Source organism: Williamsia herbipolensis, assembly GCF_000964005.1.
GTDB classification, from domain to species: Bacteria; Actinomycetota; Actinomycetes; order Mycobacteriales; family Mycobacteriaceae; genus Williamsia_A; species Williamsia_A herbipolensis.
On record NZ_JXYP01000010.1, the window covers coordinates 28,364 to 43,886 of the forward strand.

Here is a 15,523-nt window from a genome sequence, read left to right on the forward strand (position 1 = left end):
GACTCGGTATTGATTCTGGACTCACTCGTGTAGCGTACCCCTTGCCGAGTCCAGAAAATGGACTCACTCGACGAGAGGCTCGACCATGGACGTGCACGAGACACTGACGACCCGCAACAAGTCCTTCGCTGCCGATGCCTTCGCGCCGGGTTTGCGGATGATGCCGGTCCTGAAAACAATCGTCATCGGATGCGTCGACCCTCGGGTAGATCCGGAGTTGCTGCTGGGTGCCGGTCTCGGCGATATCGCGGTGATCCGCAATGTGGGTGGGCGCGTGACGCCCGGGGTGCTTGATGAGCTTGCGATGCTGCGATCGGTCACTCAGGCGGCCGGTGCTGACCTCGGGGCGGGCTGGCAGCTGATCGTGTTGCAACACACCAACTGTGGGATCACGCGTATCGCCGACGACACCCCTGCGCTGGCCTCCTTCTTTGGGGTTGCTGAAGATCACGTCGCCGACACCTATGTCGCCGATCCACGCGCAGCGGTCGCACGCGACATGGAGCTCTTGAAGGCGGAGACGCGACTCGGTGCGGGTATCGCTGTGTCGGGCATGGTCTACGACGTCGAAACAGGTCTCGTCGAAACTGTATGACTACGTTCCACCACTCGCGGGTCGTGCGCGCTAGCTAGCCGTTACGACGACTCCTTGGCAGCCGTAGTCGACGATGGTTTCGCTGCGCACCCTGTTCGCGGCCCGTCGGTGGGCGGTGTTTACCGCGGTAAACACCGATGCCGCGATCGCCTTGTCGATGGGTGTCCGCACCGGTTGGGCCCTCGACGCGTTCCGTGCGTCGGCTGCTTCTGATTGGGATCTGACCTAGATGCCGTAGGTGCCACCTGCCGAAGCGTGGGCGCCTATGAGGTATCTATGGTTCGGCAACTTGTGGGTGCCAGACTCTCCTCGCGGTCGAGGACCGTCAGTCCAAGGTTCGGTGCCGTCACCGGAAAGTTCCGCCAGCCATCTGCTGCATCCGATCGACATCGTCATCGAGACTTCCGGAACCGATCATTGCCATGCGAGGGTCGACATGAGCCGGAAACGCGCGCTGTCCTCCTCAGCTCTCGAGCGTTGTCCGCTGCAGCGTTCTCGTTCGGCGGCCGTTTCGGATTGCAGCTCCCATGCCTACTGCACCGTTCCATTTTCGACCCCATCCGTCTGTAGGTGGTGCGAGAGGCGGTAAACCGCGCCACGACATTGTTGGCGCGCTCATACCAGGGATCACCCTGTTCCGGGGGCTTCTCGCATGTGGATGACCTCTTAGGTGGACGCGAAGAATGCATAGCAGTCACGGGCGCGGACGCACACGCTGTCAATGGTGTTCAACACCTGGCCATAACGACCAACCGCCCGCCGAGACCGAATATGGCCCCGAGAAGCGGACCGAGTTTGTCTCCTGCGGACTGGGGGACTGGCGACAGTTTGAGATGACTCCGGAAACGAGGAAGCCCTGACCGGGTTTCCCCTGGTCAGGGCCTCTTCTGTGTCTCAACCAACACGTCGGGGTGGCGGGATGGGGCTGGAGTCGACCTCGACCCCGAGGTGGTCAATGGTTATCAAGTAAACGGGGTCTGAACGTGAGGCTGGGGGTGCGAGGCGCTAGGCGGCGGTCAGTTTCTTATGGCCTGGTCCGAGCCCGGTGGAGGTCGATGATGGCGGTTGTTCTCACCGGAGCGCTCGTCACGTGACTGAGAACATGATCGCCATGCCGGCGGCCATGAACGCCTGACAGAGTGTGCCGGCGTGGCGCAACAGTGAGCGTCCACCTGGATCCGATTGTCGTGCAACCAGGTAGCGGTACAGCCACCACAGCGCTGCGACGCCGAACCCGATGACGATCGCGGTGTCCACGGTGGACACCCAGCCCGAGCTCGTCATGACGTGGCCGTCGTGAGACGACGCCATGTCCATGCCCGCCATCGACATGTGGCCGGAGTCGGACATCGCCATCGCCCGCATCGGCGTGGTGCCCGGGAGCAGGGTTCCGTCCATCACCGCGTACATCCAGGCCATCGCGCCCATCATCGCGGCGTGGTAGACGCCGAGGAGGGGTGTCCTCCGGCCGATCCTGGTCGCCACCACGACAGCCAGATACCAGACCGTCGCGACCGCGAAGAAGACCATCGGCGGGATGTTCGGTACCTCCATACCGAACGGCCATGCCATCACGATCATCGCGACCGACATGATCAGGTGCAGCAGGTGGCCGACCACCGACCGGGCCGAGTGTCGATGCCGCGTCAGCGAATAGCCGCATTCGGCGACGGCGGCCGCGAACAGGAGGGTCACCACCCAGCGCAGAGCGAGGTCGGTGATCACGCGGTCTGCCTCGGTCCGGTGTGGCTGTTTCGTGGCCGCAACAGCCCCACCGCCGCATCGATGACGACGAAGGCGCCCAGCGACCACCCGAACAGCGGTACGTACCAGCCGATCGCCGCGATCACGACGATCAGCACCAACGCCTCGATCGGTTTCAGCTCCGACAACGCCCCGCGGCGCGGTGCCCGCGGCAACCGCCGATGACGGGTGGGCCTGCGCTGCCACCACATGATGTAGCCCCGGATGATCACGGTGATGAAGCCGATCATCAACAGCGCCAACACGATCTGGTTGACGATCCCGAACAGGATGCCCATGTGCATGTCGATCGTCCAGTTGGTCATCTTCGCGATCAGTGGCCAGCTCGCGAAGTCGACGCGGTCGGTGATCTGACCCGATCCGGGGTCGACGGTGATCGCGTCGGAGCGGGTCGGTGCGCGACGTTTGTTCTCCTCGACGCGCCACCCCTCGCCGGCTGCGGTCGGCGGGTACAGCCACATCGGCCGCTGCAGGCCCGCGGTGTCCGCGGTCTCGAGCACCCGGTCGACGCCGCGTAACGCCTGCTCGGGGGTCAACGCGGCGGCGGCCGCGGGTTCCGCGCCGGAATCGTGGTGCGAGGCGCCGGTGTCGGAGGGCGTCTCGCCCGAGAGGACGGTGTTGACCGACGGGGTGGTCCAGCTCAGCGAGGTCCGCAGGTCGGAGATCGACTCACCCGCATATCGCGACCAGGTCAACCCGGTGATCGACAGTCCCAGAAGCCCTGCGACGACGAGCAATCCGACCGAACCGTGCCAGGACAGGGTGCGCGTCCGCCCACTCTTCTCGCGATCGGGGACCGCGAGTCGGCGCAGCTTCTTGGTCCGCGCTCGGTACCCGATCCACAACGCCAGCCCGCCGAGGGCCACGACCCACATCCAGCTCGCCGCGAGTTCGCTGTAGTTGCGACCGTATTCACCCAGATGCAGGTTGCGGTGGAACTCGTCGAACCAGGCTCGGATGGGAAGCCACTGGCCATAGGTGGTCAGAGCCCCCCGGACCTCGCCGTTGTAGGGGTCGACGAACACGGTGCGGCTGTAATCGGTCGGTACATCCGGTGCCGCCATCACGACCTGAGTCGTCTCGTCCGGCGCCGACGGAGGCCGGATGCTGGTGACCTCACCCTCGGGGTGCGCGGCCATCGCGCGCGCGATCTGTTCGCTCATCGGCAACGGGGCGTCGCCGACCTGATCGACCTTCAGCTCGTCTCGGAAGACGATCGGATCGAGCTGTGGTGTGAAGGTGTAGAGAAGTCCGGTGATCGCGGCGATGAGCAGGAACGGCCCGGCGAGCATGCCGCCGTAGAAATGCAGACGCATCACCAGTGGCCGCAACCGCCCCCACGTGGTCGGCGTCGCTGCGGTGGGCCCGCCCGTCGGCTGTGTCGTCGGGGTCGAGGGGTCGGGGTCCCCGAGCGGTAGGGGATCGACGGTCTGGCTCACTGCGCGTCTCGCTTCATCGGTGCTGGAGGTGATCGCAGGAGTAGTCGGCCCGGTGGTGCATCCGGTTCCCGCGGGATGTGCGCGCTGGATCACAACAATCAAGTGCGCGATGATGGGGCCGTGGAGTGTGAGGTGGCGCGCGAGGCGCTGTCGGCGCGTGTCGACGGTGAGCGCGAGTCGGTGCCCGCAGCCCGCGTGGACGAGCACGTCGCCGGGTGTCGCGACTGCCAGGCCTGGGTTCGCTTCGTCGACCAGCAGGTCCATCACCTACCCACCGCCACGTCACCCGATGTCGATCAGACCCCGCAGATCCTGGCCCGGGTCGATTCCACTCCCACCAGCGCAGCGGTGCGGGCGGTGCGATGGATCAGGTTCACCGGTATCTACGCGGCGCTCGTCGTGATCGGACTGGTGATGGTCGGTGTGGGTGTCGCACAGATGGCCGGACTGCATTTCGGGATGACGCATTCGGGTCCGATGTCGACGATGTCGGGCGATCACCTGATGAACGAATCCACGGCGTGGTCACTGGCCCTCGGGGTGTGTCTGGTCGCTGCCGCACGGTGGCGCGGGCTGATCGCGGGCCTGGCGGTGGTGCTCGGTGTGTTCGCCGTCGTCCTGTTCGCCTACGTCGTCCACGACGCGGTCGCGTCGGACGTCACGATGAGCCGCGGGGTCTCGCACCTTCCGGTTGTCGCCGCCTTCGTGTGCGCTGCGGCCGCACACCGGATCGGCGCCCGGTCGACGCAACCGCCCGCCGGTGGGTCGTCGCTGGAGTCCGACGGTGACCACACCGCTGATGGTCATGGTCGGATGCGGGCCGTCGACGACCCCGCCGCCTGAGATCCTGCGGTGGATCATGGGTGTGGATCTCACGGGATTGTCGTCTACGACGCCACGTCGTAGTCTCGGGGTTGCCCTGATTCCCGAGAGAGTGGCGTGTCGATGTCCTCAGCAGTTCCGGTGACCGCCAGACTGTCGGTGCGACGGATGCCGACACCCGTTCTCGGCTTCGCGGCGACGGTCCTCGCAGTCGCGATGGTGGTATACACGCTGGTCAGCGGGCGCACCCCGTTCACCGAGACGGGTGACCAATTCCCCGGTCGCTTCACCGCCACGGTGACGCCGGTTCTGTTCTTCCTGGGCCTGCTCGCCGCCGCCGTGTGTGTCGGCGGACTCGCCTTCGTCGCGATTGCCGCACGCCCCGACCGTGGCGGGGCCATCGGTTTCGAGGTGTACCGCGCCCACCGCATGGTGGAACGGGTCTCCATCGCGTGGCTGACTCTGTCGATCGTCATGGTCGTGCTGACCGCTGCAAACCGCTCCGGTATCGCCGTGTCCCGGGTCTTCGGCGGCGCAGCCCTGCCGAGTCTCGTCGATGCGACCGAGCAGGCCAAGGCGTGGATCGTCAGCGCCTTATGCGCCGTGGTGATCGCAGCTGTCGCCCGGTGGTCGTTGCGCTGGACCGTCCACGTGCTGCTGCTCGTTCCCGGGCTACTCGGTGTGATCGCACTCGGTGTCGCGGGCAGCGCAGGGCAGGGACCCGACCACGACTACACGACCGGAACCGCGATCGTTGTGTTCGGGGCAGCCGGGTTGGTGACCGGCCTGGCCATCGCGGCCGCGATCACCGTCGTCGGTGACACCCCTGATGCCGACATGCAGCAGACCGGCGGCCGCATCCTCTATCCCACGGTGGCGCTGCTCGGGGCGACGGTCGCCTACCTGGTGGTACAGACCGCGATCGGTGTTCCTGTGTGGTTCCTTGTCACCAGCGCGTTCGGTCGCTTCGCGATCGTGGCCGTAGTAGCGGCGGGCATCGCGATGGTCGTCGGCGTCCGGGCGTTGCGCGCGTCACGCGCCGGGACGCTGACACGGTCGGGATTTGTCTCCGCAACAACGACGATTGCCGTCGCCATGATGGTGTTCCTGGCCATGTGCGCCGGCATGGAGACCCGAACCGCACCCGGTCTGCTCGTCCACGACTTCACCGCGCTCGATGTCTTCCTCGGATACGACCTCCCGGATCCGCCGACGCTACAGACGATCGCGACCATGTGGCGACTGGACCTGGTCATCGGACTCGGCGCGGTGGTCGCCGCCGCGGTCTACGCGCTCGGTGTGCGAAACCTCCGGAGTCGCAACATAGTCTGGTCGAAGTGGCGGACCATCTCGTGGATGCTCGGCTGCCTGTCGCTGCTGGTGGTCACCAGCTCGGGGCTGCGTACCTACGGCATGGCCCTGTTCAGCATCCACATGATCGAGCACATGGTGCTCAACATGTTCATCCCGGTGCTGCTTGTCCTCGGTGCGCCGGTGACGCTCGTGTTACGTGCTCTGCCCGCAGCGAAGCGCGGTGCCCTGCCGGGTCCGCGGGAGTGGATCGTGTGGATGGTCCACTCGCGGGTGACGGCATTCTTCAGCCATCCCGTCACCGCGCTGATCGTCTTCGTCGCCTCGCTCTACATCGTCTACTTCACGCCGCTTTTCGGGACCCTTGCGCGCTATCACTGGGGCCATGAGTTGATGAGCATCCACTTCCTGGTCACCGGGTACCTCTTCTACTGGGCCATCATCGGCATCGACCCCGGTCCGCGCCGACTGCCGTTTCTGGCACGACTCGGTCTGTTGTTCGCGGTGATGCCCTTCCACGCGTTCTTCGGCATCGCCACGATGACCATGAATTCGGTGATCGGCTACGACTTCTACGGCTTCCTCAAGCTCCCGTGGATGACCGACCTGCAGCACGACCAGTTCATCGGCGGTGCGATCGCCTGGGGCGCAAGTGAAGTGCCGGTCGTCATCGTCGTCATCGCACTGGTGAGTCAGTGGGCGGCCTCGGATCGTCGGGCCGGCGCTCGAGCCGACCGTCAGGCCGACGCCTATCCCGACGACGAGCTGGCGTCCTACAACGCGATGCTGGACGAGTTGTCACGCACGCGACGCTGACGACATCTCGTCGGCGGGATCATCGACTGATTCGTCGATGCTGTTGTCTGCATAGAGGTCTCGGCGGCGGGTGTCCGGGCGCTTCGCGAACTGCCGGATGCGAAGGCTGTTGGACACCACGAAGAACGACGAGAACGCCATGGCCGCACCGGCGATGAGCGGGTTGAGTAGTCCGGCCGCGGCGATCGGGATCGCGGCGATGTTGTAGCCGAACGCCCACGCCATGTTGGTGCGGATGGTCCGTCGGGTGGCGCGCGCGAGTCCCAGGGCCTCGGGCACCGTCATCAACGCGTGCCGCACCAGGATGATGTCGGCGGCGCCGATCGCGACGTCGGTGCCGCGGCCGATCGCCAGCCCCAGATCGGCGGTGGCCAATGCGGGTCCGTCGTTGATCCCGTCACCCACCATCGCGACGGTCGCTCCCTGGGCGCGCAGTTCCTCGATGAGATCGACCTTGCCCTCGGGCAGGACCTCGGCCACCACCTCGGTGATCCCGACCCGCTCGGCGACAGCCGCGGCGGCCGAGGTGTTGTCGCCGGTGACGAGCAAGGTGCGCATACCCCGGCGGTGTAGTTCAGCGATGGCCTCTGCGGCATCGTCTTTCACCGTGTCGGCGACACTGATCGCCGCGCAGACGTCGGAACCGATCCGCACGTAGACGACGGTGTGTCCGGCTTCCTCGCCGCGCCGCCTCGCCCGCGCGAGGTCGGCATGCACGGGGTGTCCGGCCGAGATCCAGCGTGGTGCTCCGACGGCGACCGACCGAGACTCGACGGTGCCGCGCACCCCACTACCGGTCTCCGCCGCGAAGTCCTCCACGGTTTCGTCCGACTCGGTGTCGGTGGACACCGAACCGGCGATGGCCTGTCCGACAGCGTGTTCGGAGGCCCGCTCGACGGCGGCGACGGCCTGCATGACCTCATCACGCTCCCACCCGTCGAGCAGGGTCACCTCGACCACCGACAGTTCACCGTTGGTGACGGTCCCGGTCTTGTCGAACACCACGGTGTCGACCAGGCGCGAGGCGTCCAACGCCTGATGGCCCTTGAGGAAGATGCCCAACTGTGCGCCGCGCCCGGACGCGACCATCAGAGCTGTCGGTGTCGCCAGCCCCAGCGCGCACGGGCACGCGATGATCAACACCGCGAGCGCGGCGGAGATCCCGGACTCCAGACCTGCCCCGGAGAGCACCCACCCGGCCAGGGTCAGGGCCGCGAGAACGACGACGCACGGCACGAACACCGCGGACAAACGGTCGGCGAGCCGCTGCGCGGTGGCCTTACCGCTCTGAGCTTCCTCGACGAGGCGGATCATCGCGGCGAACTTGGTGTCCGGGCCGACGGCCGCGGCCTCGACGACGAGACGTCCGTTGAGCGCCACCGTTCCGCCGACGACGATCGATCCGGATTCCACGTCGACGGGCCGTGATTCTCCGGTCATCGCGCTCATGTCGACACCGGCAGTTCCCGAGACCACCAGACCATCGGTGGCGATGGTCTCGCCCGGGCGGACGACGAACTTCTGCTGCTCGTTGAGCTCGCCCACCGGGATGCGCATCTCGCTCCCGTCGGCGAGCAGGATCGACACGTCTTTGGCGCTCAACGCGGCGAGTGCCCGTAGAGCACCGCCGGCGTTGGATTTCGCCCGTGCCTCGAAATAGCGGCCGGCGAGGACGAAGACTGTCACCCCGGCGGCGACCTCGAGATAGATCGAGTCGCTGTGGACGATCGACTGCCACACGCCTCGTGACGCGTCGTCGCCGTCGCTGTCGAACATCGTGTACAGCGACCACCCGGCCGCGGCGAGGATGCCGAGTGAGATGAGTGTCTCCATGCTCGACGTGCCGTGGCGCAGGTTGCGTGCGGCGACGCGGTAGAAGGGCCAGGCGGACCAGGTCAGGATCGGCAGGGCCAGGGCCAGGAGAATCCACTGCCAGCCGGTGATGCGGGTGTCGGGGACCACCGAGAACATGATCGACAGGTCGGCCAGGGGCACGAACAACACCACGGCGACGACGAGCCGACGGAAGATCGACCGGGCGTGATCGCGATCCGGATCGGAGTCGGAGGTGACCGTCTCGGCCCGCGGGGCGGCGGCATATCCGGCGCGGTCGACGACCGCGCACAGTTCGTCGACGCTGACCGACTCGTCGGCGTCGACGGTGGCGATACGGGTGGCGTAGTTGACCGACGCCCGCACCCCGTCGACCTTTCCCAGCTTGCGTTGCACGCGCGTCGCGCAGGCACCGCACGTCATCCCCGCGACCTCGAGTTCGAGGCGGCGAGTGTGGGTGGGGCTCACGTCGATGTCTGGTGCGGTGGTCATGATCTGCGCTTTCCTGGCTGAGATGTCGATCTGTGCGCCGTCGCGGTTGCCGGCCGGTTCACACGAGTAGTCGTCTCGCGGCGACTTCGAGTTCCCGTCGTCGGCCCTATACGGTTGGCGACGTGAGGGCCGACGATTCCGACGATGACCGCATCGCGGGCCTCGCTTTCGCGGCTGCGCGTGGTGACCGTCAGGCTCTGGAATCCTTCGTCAAGGCTACCCAGAAAGACGTGTGGCGGTTCGTGAGCTACCTCAGTGACGCCGGTCGCGCCGACGACCTCACCCAGGAGACGTTCATCCGGGCCATCGGCGCGTTGCCACGCTTCTCCGGGAGGTCGACCGCACGCACGTGGCTCCTGTCGATCGCCCGACGGGTCGTTGTCGACCAGATCCGGCACGAACGCGCACGGCCGCCGTCGGCGTTCCGATCCGCCGCCGACAGCGTCACCGAGATCCCGGTCGGCGAGCGATACGAGGACCGCGTCGAATGGGACATGCTCATCAACGACCTCGAGGAGTCACGGCGCGAGGCGTTCCTGCTCACACAATTCCTGGGTCTGTCGTACGCCGACGCCGCGGAGGTCTGCAAATGCCCGGTCGGAACCATCCGTTCACGCGTCGCCAGAGCCCGTGACGACCTGATGCAGGCCTACCGTGCCGATCAGGACCGCACCGGCTGATCGACACCTGGCCCGCCAACTGCTTGTTTTGTCGCTACACAGTGGCAGGCTGGTACAGAGCGGCACGATCAACGTGGTCAGTACGGCGCCTGTCAGGGATGCAGCGTGACCGTAGAACGGCCGACGCCACGCGGTCACAACAGAGTCGACCAGTAATACCAGAAGTGCTCTGCGATCACGACGATCACGACGATGTAGTACCCGACCAGCGCAGGCCACAGCCAACCCGCCACCTTCTGGAGCGCGGGGGCATTCATGCGGTTCGCCGTGGTCTGCGCCGTGAGTACCCACAGAATCGGCGTGATGGTCCAGACCACCATGCAGTAGGGGCAGAGTGAATTGATGCTGTATATGCTCTGGGTGATCAGGTAGAACACAAATGCCATACCGGCGCTGAGGCCGACCGTCAGTCCCGCCCAATACCAGCTTGGCAGAAGAACTCTCGCGATTGCGAGCACCCCGGTCACCACCACAACCGAGAAGGCCGCGATGCCGATGATCGGGTTGGGGAACCCGAAGAACTCTGCTTGTTCGGTGACCATCACCGAGCCGCACGACAACACCGGGTTGATGCTGCAGCTCGGTCGGTAACCGGGGTCGATGAGGATCTTGAATCTGTCGATGGTCAGAGTCGCTGCGGCGAGCAGACCTACGATGCCCGCGACGAAGATGAACCCGGAGGTGACCCGGCCCGGGATCGCCGCTGGTGGCCCCGCGTCGTCCATCATCTGTGTCGAGCTCGATGCCGTGACTGTCACTGCGCCACTGCGGCGTTGACCTCAGCGATCAACGCGGCCGGGGTGGACACCTGCACCACTTTGCCGTCGATCTCCACCTGGGGTGTCCCCTGCAGGTTGTCTTTGGACTTCTCGCTCGTCTCCGCTCCGACCCATCCAGTGTACTGGCCGTCTTCGATGCACGAGCCGACCGAGGACGGCGCGCCGGCCGTGGTCGCCAGATCGGTGAGGGTCGCGTCGGTGAGACCGGCGCCGCCCTCGGCGGGCTGCCGACCGTAGAGCGCGTCGTGGAACGCGAGCCACTTCGTGAAATCGCCGTTCGTCGCGGTGGATTCGGCGACGCACGCCGACGCATTCGCGGAACGGGTGGAGTACTGCGTGGACGACTGCTGATCGAGAATCGCGATCGGCTTGTACTCCACGGCCACATCGGGATTGGCGCGAATCTGCTTCAACGTATCCCCGAACTGCGACTCGAAGGCCTTGCACGCGGGGCACTGGAAGTCCTCGAACAACGTCAGTGTGGCCTTCGGCGCAGCGGGTTGGTTGACCCGGAAGGCGCCGGTGTCGGTGGCGACCGCCGGCGCTGCGGTGCCACCGGATGACGCCGAGTCGTCCTTCGACACGATCAGTCCGATACCGATCGCGGCCGCAATGACCACGACGACGGCGGTGGCCGCGACTCTGATGATGATGCTGCGTCGACGCTCTGCGTCGCGCGGATTGATCACCTTCGGTTTGCCCTTGCCGGCGAACATTATGCGGTGCTCCTGTCGTCATACGTCCGATCCCATCGCAGCGCCCGAGTCACCGCGTTCACTACCAGTAGTCGGACGGACGGGCCCGACGGTTCCGGGTCTGTCTCAGGAACCCGACAGCTTCCTATCGTCGTATGACTCACGCGCCTGGTGGACCTCGTCGAGGTGCGCCTCGGCCCACGTCCGCAGGGGGTAGACGAAAACCTTGCCGCTGATGCCGTCAACCTCGGTCTGCAGCTCACCGAACCGCAGCCGACGGTCACCGAGTGCGATCACGTTCATCGCGGTCCACTTGTTGGCGATCCGGGCGAGCGATGTCCGCGACGGGCATCGCTCATCATGACGTTCCAGGCGGGCGCGGTCATTGGTTCTCCTGAACGCAGGGGTGCGTCGAGGTGTCAAGGTAACGAAAGCCAGAAGCCTGGAGGCGTTCCTTGGCTCCGATCAGTCGATGCTCGGATGTTGCGCATCGCGCTGAAACGAGGGCCCGGTTCCCTTCCGTACACTACTAAGAAACATAGTTTCTATCGTTGAGGAGTTGGTGGAGTGGTAGGCGAGAGCCCGTCCAGACGACAGGTGAGTCGGCGCACCTTGCTCTTGGGGACCGGGACGGCGGCCGTTGGTGTGCTCGCTGCCTGTACCTCGAGCGATCCGGCAACGACCTCAGACCAGCGTTCCACCGAGTCTAAAGGTCCGAAGCGTCCGGGTGGAACCGTCGAGTTCGTCCCGGCACCCGGGTCTCGCGACGTGGACCCGCTCGGCCAGGTGTCTGTCACCACCCGAAATGCAACCCTCATCAATGTGGTGATGACCAACGACGGACGCGTCATCGACGGAATCATGACGCCAGATCGTCTCTCTTGGAAGCCGTCTTCGCCGTTGGGCTACGACCGCGCCTACACGATCTCGGTTACCAGCCGCGTTGACGCGACTGGTCAGAGTGAGACCAGCGTCAGCACGCTGAACACTCTGCGCCCGAGCAATTTGACGAAGCCCTACTTCAACACAACCGGCGGCGGCGCCCTCAACGACGGCGCAACCTACGGGGTGGGACTGGTGGCCGTGGTGCGGTTTGACGAGCCCATCACCGATCGCGCTGCAGCGCAACGATGTCTGTCGGTGACCACCGAACCGGCTACGCCGGGAGCGTGGAGTTGGATCGACGACCAGCGTGTGCACTACCGTCCCGAGAAGTACTACAAGCCTGGTACGAAAGTCTCGATCAAGGCGGACGTATACGGGGTCGATCTCGGTGACGGACTCTACGGGCAGGAAGACACGTCGCTGTCGTTTGTCATTGGTGCGGAACACATTTCGATTGCCGATGATAACAACAAGCAGGTGTCGGTCTTCGAGAACGGCAAGCTCGTGAGGATGATGCCGACCTCGATGGGCATGGGGGGTACCGAGGTCGTCAACGGTCAAACGCTCAGCTTCTGGACGCAGCGGGGTGTGTATACGGTGCTCGACAAGTCAAATCCCGTGATCATGGATTCATCGACCTACGGTTTGCCCATTAATTCGCGGCTCGGGTATCGAGAGACGATCTACTACGCAACGCGCATCAGCACGGACGGGATCTACCTACACCAGTATGAGCAGAGTATTCCATCCCAGGGCAACACCAACGTGTCACACGGCTGTCTCAACTTGAACCCGGAGAACGCACGGTGGTTCTTCGAATTCTCGATCACCGGCGACATCGTGGAAGTGAAGAATACGGGCGGAGAACCGTTGCAGCAGAGCCAGAATGGAGACTGGAGCGTTCCCTGGGAGAACTGGCTGGCGGGGAGTGCGCTGGCAGAAGGCGGTCGGGCAGCGGAGTAGCGGGTTCACCGGTGGCGGTCGGAACCTTGTGACAGCTCACGTAAGTAGGCGTTGTACGCCTCCAGGTCGATGTCGCCGACACGGTCGACCCGCTTATCGACGACGCCGTTGCTGATCGCCTCGTCGCGTCGCCATCGGATCGCGAACACGATGATCACAAATACGGCCACCGGTTCGCCGTAGGACCAGGCCAACCCGCCGGCGAGTTGTTGGTCGTCCATCACATTGACGTTCCACGAACTGGGCGGGCTGCTGAACGTCGTGAGGAGGGGAGTCGAGGCCATCATGAGGAAGAGCCCGAAGAACACGTGCAGCGGCATCTCGACGAACAACTCGAAGAACCTGCCCATGTTCGTGTGCGTGCCCGGCACAGGTCCGGTGGCCAGGATCGGGAGTATGAAGAGGATCCCGCTGCCCAGGAAGAACAGTTCCATCCCGACGTGACCAGGGCGCGAGACAGCGAAGAAGTCGAACAGTGGCGTGAGGTACAGCCCGTAGTAGCTGAACAAGAACAGGGGAACTGTCACTACGGGATGAACCAGGGCCGCCCCGACTGGGCTGCGTAAGGCGATCAGGGCGGCGCGCAGGACGTACCTGCCGAACCCATGATGGGGTGTTGCGCGCAGAAGGAGGCGGCCCGGGGAACCCAGTACGAGTAGCGGCGGAACTGCCATCGACAAGGTCAGGTGTTGGAACACGAAGACGCTGAACAGTGCATAGCCGTAGCTGTCGATTTGCAGCCCTGTGACCACCGCCGTGATGGCGCATCCCGTCAGGAAGCTCGCGGTCCGATACCACGGCCACGTACGTCCTTCTGAACGAGTCCGTGCCACGGAAGCGAGGTACCACACTGCGACGACGAGGGCTCCGAGCGCGATCACCGGGAACGGATCGCCGAGATCGACGCTCAGGAGCGTCCGTAGTGACGGCGGATCGGACGGAAGGTCCATCGACGTCGTCATCCGAGCCGCCGTCACCATCAGGATTGCTGATACGGAATGGCCAGAACAACGGCCGCAGCCGACCGGCTCACGAAATTGCCCACGTTGTCTGTCCTCAGGACGGGTTCAAATACTATGAATCATAGTATTACACGCAACCTGGGTGAATCGCGCTCAAAGGTAGGTGTCGATCAAAACGATGCTGTGTGGAGCAGAAGCGAAGCCACGGTCACCGTCACGATGCCCGTCGCGAGCGTCACCACGACCGGTAGAACCAGCGAGGCGATGTAGCCGACGGTTGTCGCTCGGCCCTTAGACGGTGCTGAAAGATGGCGAAGTCGAAGCTCCGTGTTGAGGTTTGCCGTCGTGTCCGCACCGAAGGCGCCTGCGGACACGCGAATCAACGCGGACCGCACGGACTGGGCGCTCGTCGCCTCGGCTGCCGAGCGGTCTGCCTCGTACTCCAGGAGCGCTGCGACGGCGTTAGGGGCGATGCGTAGAAGCGGAATAAACGGCAGTGCCACAGACAGCACACCACAGATCGTTTGGATCCGGTGGTGGCGGTGGTCGAGGTGTGCCCGTTCATGTGCGAGTACGGCCTCACGTTCCTGCGCTGTGAGGCACGCGGAGAGTCCCTCCGTAGCGACCACGAAACCGGGTCTGCCCGCGACGCTATAGGCCATGGGAACGGGATGGTCCAGCCACATGATCCGATGGGACCCCTGTTCTGTTCGAGCGACCACGGCAACCACGTCGCGGTGATAGTCGAGAACCGTTGAACGCGATTGAAACTGTCGGCGCGCGCAGAGCATAGTTCGGGCGGCGGCTGCGGCACCGAGTGCAAGCGCCGTGGCGATGATGAGTTCGTCGAGCCATGGCTGCAACGCGTGCGCGGCTGAGCTCAAACAACGGGTCCATAGCTCGGTGACCCGCTCGGCAGGAGCGTGGTCAGGCCATGCGGCGATCGCCACAGCAGATACGACGACGTATCCGAACGTCGAAAGGCTGGCAAACCAGCTGAGGAGTTGAACCCGAGGCGAGGCACTCTCCATCCGGGTCAGGACAACCGGTGCAACGAACCCGACCACGATCGCTGCGACGACGAACGTCAGCGCGAGAGTCATCGACGTCTGCGATTGCGGTGAGGCAGATGGTCGCGCAGCACGTCTAGTTCCTCTGGGGTGACGGTCTGCGCGAAGTGCATGAGGACGCCGGCCGAATTGCTACTGGTGTTCAGTATCTCCCTCAGGGTCTGCGAGGTCGCCTCCTCTCGGGTCTCGGCGGGCAGGTATCGGTATGAACGGCTGACCTTTGTCCGGGTGACGAAATCCTTGTTGAAGAGGTTGGTCACTACTGTGAGGATGGTGGTGTAGGCGAACTCGCGAGAGGGCAGTGCGTCGAGGATGTCGTGTACGGACATGGGACTTTCCGCATCCCACAGGACGTTCATCACGTCGGATTCGAGCGATCCCAAACGCTTCATCGCTGGTTTACCTCTCTGCGTGTAT

At 64.8% G+C, this 15,523-nt stretch carries 14 protein-coding genes; 5 read left to right on the forward strand and 9 right to left on the reverse strand.

The features are described 5' to 3' along the window. The first annotated feature begins 85 nt into the window (after positions 1-85). Complete coding sequence (locus TU34_RS03205) at positions 86-595, forward strand: carbonic anhydrase (protein WP_045821416.1); 510 nt, start codon at positions 86-88, stop codon at positions 593-595. Positions 596-1,681: 1,086 nt separating this feature from the next. Here TU34_RS03205 and TU34_RS03210 read toward each other — a convergent pair. Continuing rightward, positions 1,682-2,320 carry a DUF5134 domain-containing protein gene (locus TU34_RS03210; protein WP_045821417.1) on the reverse strand — a complete coding sequence of 213 codons (639 nt, stop codon included), beginning with the start codon at positions 2,318-2,320 and terminating at the stop codon, positions 1,682-1,684. Further along, entirely contained in the window at positions 2,317-3,675 is a 1,359-nt protein-coding gene (locus tag TU34_RS03215) for a PepSY-associated TM helix domain-containing protein (RefSeq protein WP_045821542.1), read from the reverse strand. Before TU34_RS03215 ends, TU34_RS03210 begins: the two co-directional genes overlap by 4 nt. Before the next feature lie 243 nt (positions 3,676-3,918). Here TU34_RS03215 and TU34_RS03220 point away from each other — a divergent pair, with 243 nt between their 5' ends. Beyond that, complete coding sequence (locus TU34_RS03220; RefSeq protein WP_045821418.1) at positions 3,919-4,641, forward strand: DUF2275 domain-containing protein; 723 nt, start codon at positions 3,919-3,921, stop codon at positions 4,639-4,641. Between the two features lie 102 nt (positions 4,642-4,743). Next, on the forward strand, positions 4,744-6,747 hold the full coding sequence (locus TU34_RS03225) for a cytochrome c oxidase assembly protein (protein ID WP_045821543.1): 2,004 nt from the start codon (positions 4,744-4,746) through the stop codon (positions 6,745-6,747). On the opposite strand, the gene TU34_RS03230 is transcribed toward TU34_RS03225, so the two are convergent. Next, positions 6,730-9,072, reverse strand: a complete 2,343-nt coding sequence (locus tag TU34_RS03230) for a heavy metal translocating P-type ATPase (protein ID WP_082079792.1) — start codon at positions 9,070-9,072, stop codon at positions 6,730-6,732. The genes TU34_RS03225 and TU34_RS03230 overlap by 18 nt on opposite strands. 122 nt (positions 9,073-9,194) lie before the next feature. Between TU34_RS03230 and sigC the strand changes: the two genes are divergently transcribed. After that, positions 9,195-9,752 carry an RNA polymerase sigma factor SigC gene (gene sigC, locus TU34_RS03235; RefSeq protein WP_045821419.1) on the forward strand — a complete coding sequence of 186 codons (558 nt, stop codon included), beginning with the start codon at positions 9,195-9,197 and terminating at the stop codon, positions 9,750-9,752. Positions 9,753-9,886: 134 nt separating this feature from the next. Here sigC and TU34_RS03240 read toward each other — a convergent pair whose 3' ends face one another. The 3 genes from TU34_RS03240 to TU34_RS24460 form a co-directional block, all read right to left on the reverse strand. After that, positions 9,887-10,480 carry a vitamin K epoxide reductase family protein gene (locus TU34_RS03240; RefSeq protein WP_082079794.1) on the reverse strand — a complete coding sequence of 198 codons (594 nt, stop codon included), beginning with the start codon at positions 10,478-10,480 and terminating at the stop codon, positions 9,887-9,889. A gap of 26 nt (positions 10,481-10,506) precedes the next feature. Continuing rightward, positions 10,507-11,247 carry a DsbA family protein gene (locus TU34_RS03245; protein WP_045821421.1) on the reverse strand — a complete coding sequence of 247 codons (741 nt, stop codon included), beginning with the start codon at positions 11,245-11,247 and terminating at the stop codon, positions 10,507-10,509. Between the two features lie 105 nt (positions 11,248-11,352). Next, a complete protein-coding gene (locus TU34_RS24460; RefSeq protein ID WP_275041725.1) occupies positions 11,353-11,649 on the reverse strand; it encodes a winged helix-turn-helix transcriptional regulator in 297 nt (98 codons plus the stop codon). A gap of 174 nt (positions 11,650-11,823) precedes the next feature. Here TU34_RS24460 and TU34_RS03250 point away from each other — a divergent pair, with 174 nt between their 5' ends. Then, positions 11,824-13,074, forward strand: coding sequence for a L,D-transpeptidase (locus TU34_RS03250; RefSeq protein WP_045821422.1), 1,251 nt, complete (start codon positions 11,824-11,826; stop codon positions 13,072-13,074). Positions 13,075-13,079: 5 nt separating this feature from the next. Here TU34_RS03250 and TU34_RS03255 read toward each other — a convergent pair whose 3' ends face one another. From TU34_RS03255 to TU34_RS03265, 3 genes are all read right to left on the reverse strand, one after another. Continuing rightward, complete coding sequence (locus TU34_RS03255; protein ID WP_045821545.1) at positions 13,080-14,036, reverse strand: cytochrome c oxidase assembly protein; 957 nt, start codon at positions 14,034-14,036, stop codon at positions 13,080-13,082. A 170-nt stretch (positions 14,037-14,206) separates the two neighbouring features. Further along, on the reverse strand, positions 14,207-15,139 hold the full coding sequence (locus TU34_RS03260; RefSeq protein ID WP_045821423.1) for a M56 family metallopeptidase: 933 nt from the start codon (positions 15,137-15,139) through the stop codon (positions 14,207-14,209). Continuing rightward, the gene (locus TU34_RS03265) at positions 15,136-15,498 is read right to left on the reverse strand and encodes a BlaI/MecI/CopY family transcriptional regulator (protein WP_045821424.1); all 363 of its coding nucleotides are present in this window, start codon (positions 15,496-15,498) and stop codon (positions 15,136-15,138) included. The genes TU34_RS03260 and TU34_RS03265 overlap by 4 nt, the downstream gene beginning before the upstream one ends. Between the last annotated feature and the right edge of the window lie 25 nt (positions 15,499-15,523).

Coding starts and splice junctions, on each gene's coding strand:
- TU34_RS03205 (WP_045821416.1), top strand. CDS start 86: ATGGACGTGCACGAGACACTGACGACCCGCAACAAGTCCTTCGCTGCC.
- TU34_RS03215 (WP_045821542.1), bottom strand. CDS start 3,675: ATGCGTCTGCATTTCTACGGCGGCATGCTCGCCGGGCCGTTCCTGCTC.
- TU34_RS03225 (WP_045821543.1), top strand. CDS start 4,744: ATGTCCTCAGCAGTTCCGGTGACCGCCAGACTGTCGGTGCGACGGATG.
- TU34_RS03230 (WP_082079792.1), bottom strand. CDS start 9,072: ATGACCACCGCACCAGACATCGACGTGAGCCCCACCCACACTCGCCGC.
- TU34_RS03240 (WP_082079794.1), bottom strand. CDS start 10,480: ATGATGGACGACGCGGGGCCACCAGCGGCGATCCCGGGCCGGGTCACC.
- TU34_RS03245 (WP_045821421.1), bottom strand. CDS start 11,247: ATGTTCGCCGGCAAGGGCAAACCGAAGGTGATCAATCCGCGCGACGCA.
- TU34_RS03255 (WP_045821545.1), bottom strand. CDS start 14,036: ATGACGACGTCGATGGACCTTCCGTCCGATCCGCCGTCACTACGGACG.
- TU34_RS03260 (WP_045821423.1), bottom strand. CDS start 15,139: ATGACTCTCGCGCTGACGTTCGTCGTCGCAGCGATCGTGGTCGGGTTC.
- TU34_RS03265 (WP_045821424.1), bottom strand. CDS start 15,498: ATGAAGCGTTTGGGATCGCTCGAATCCGACGTGATGAACGTCCTGTGG.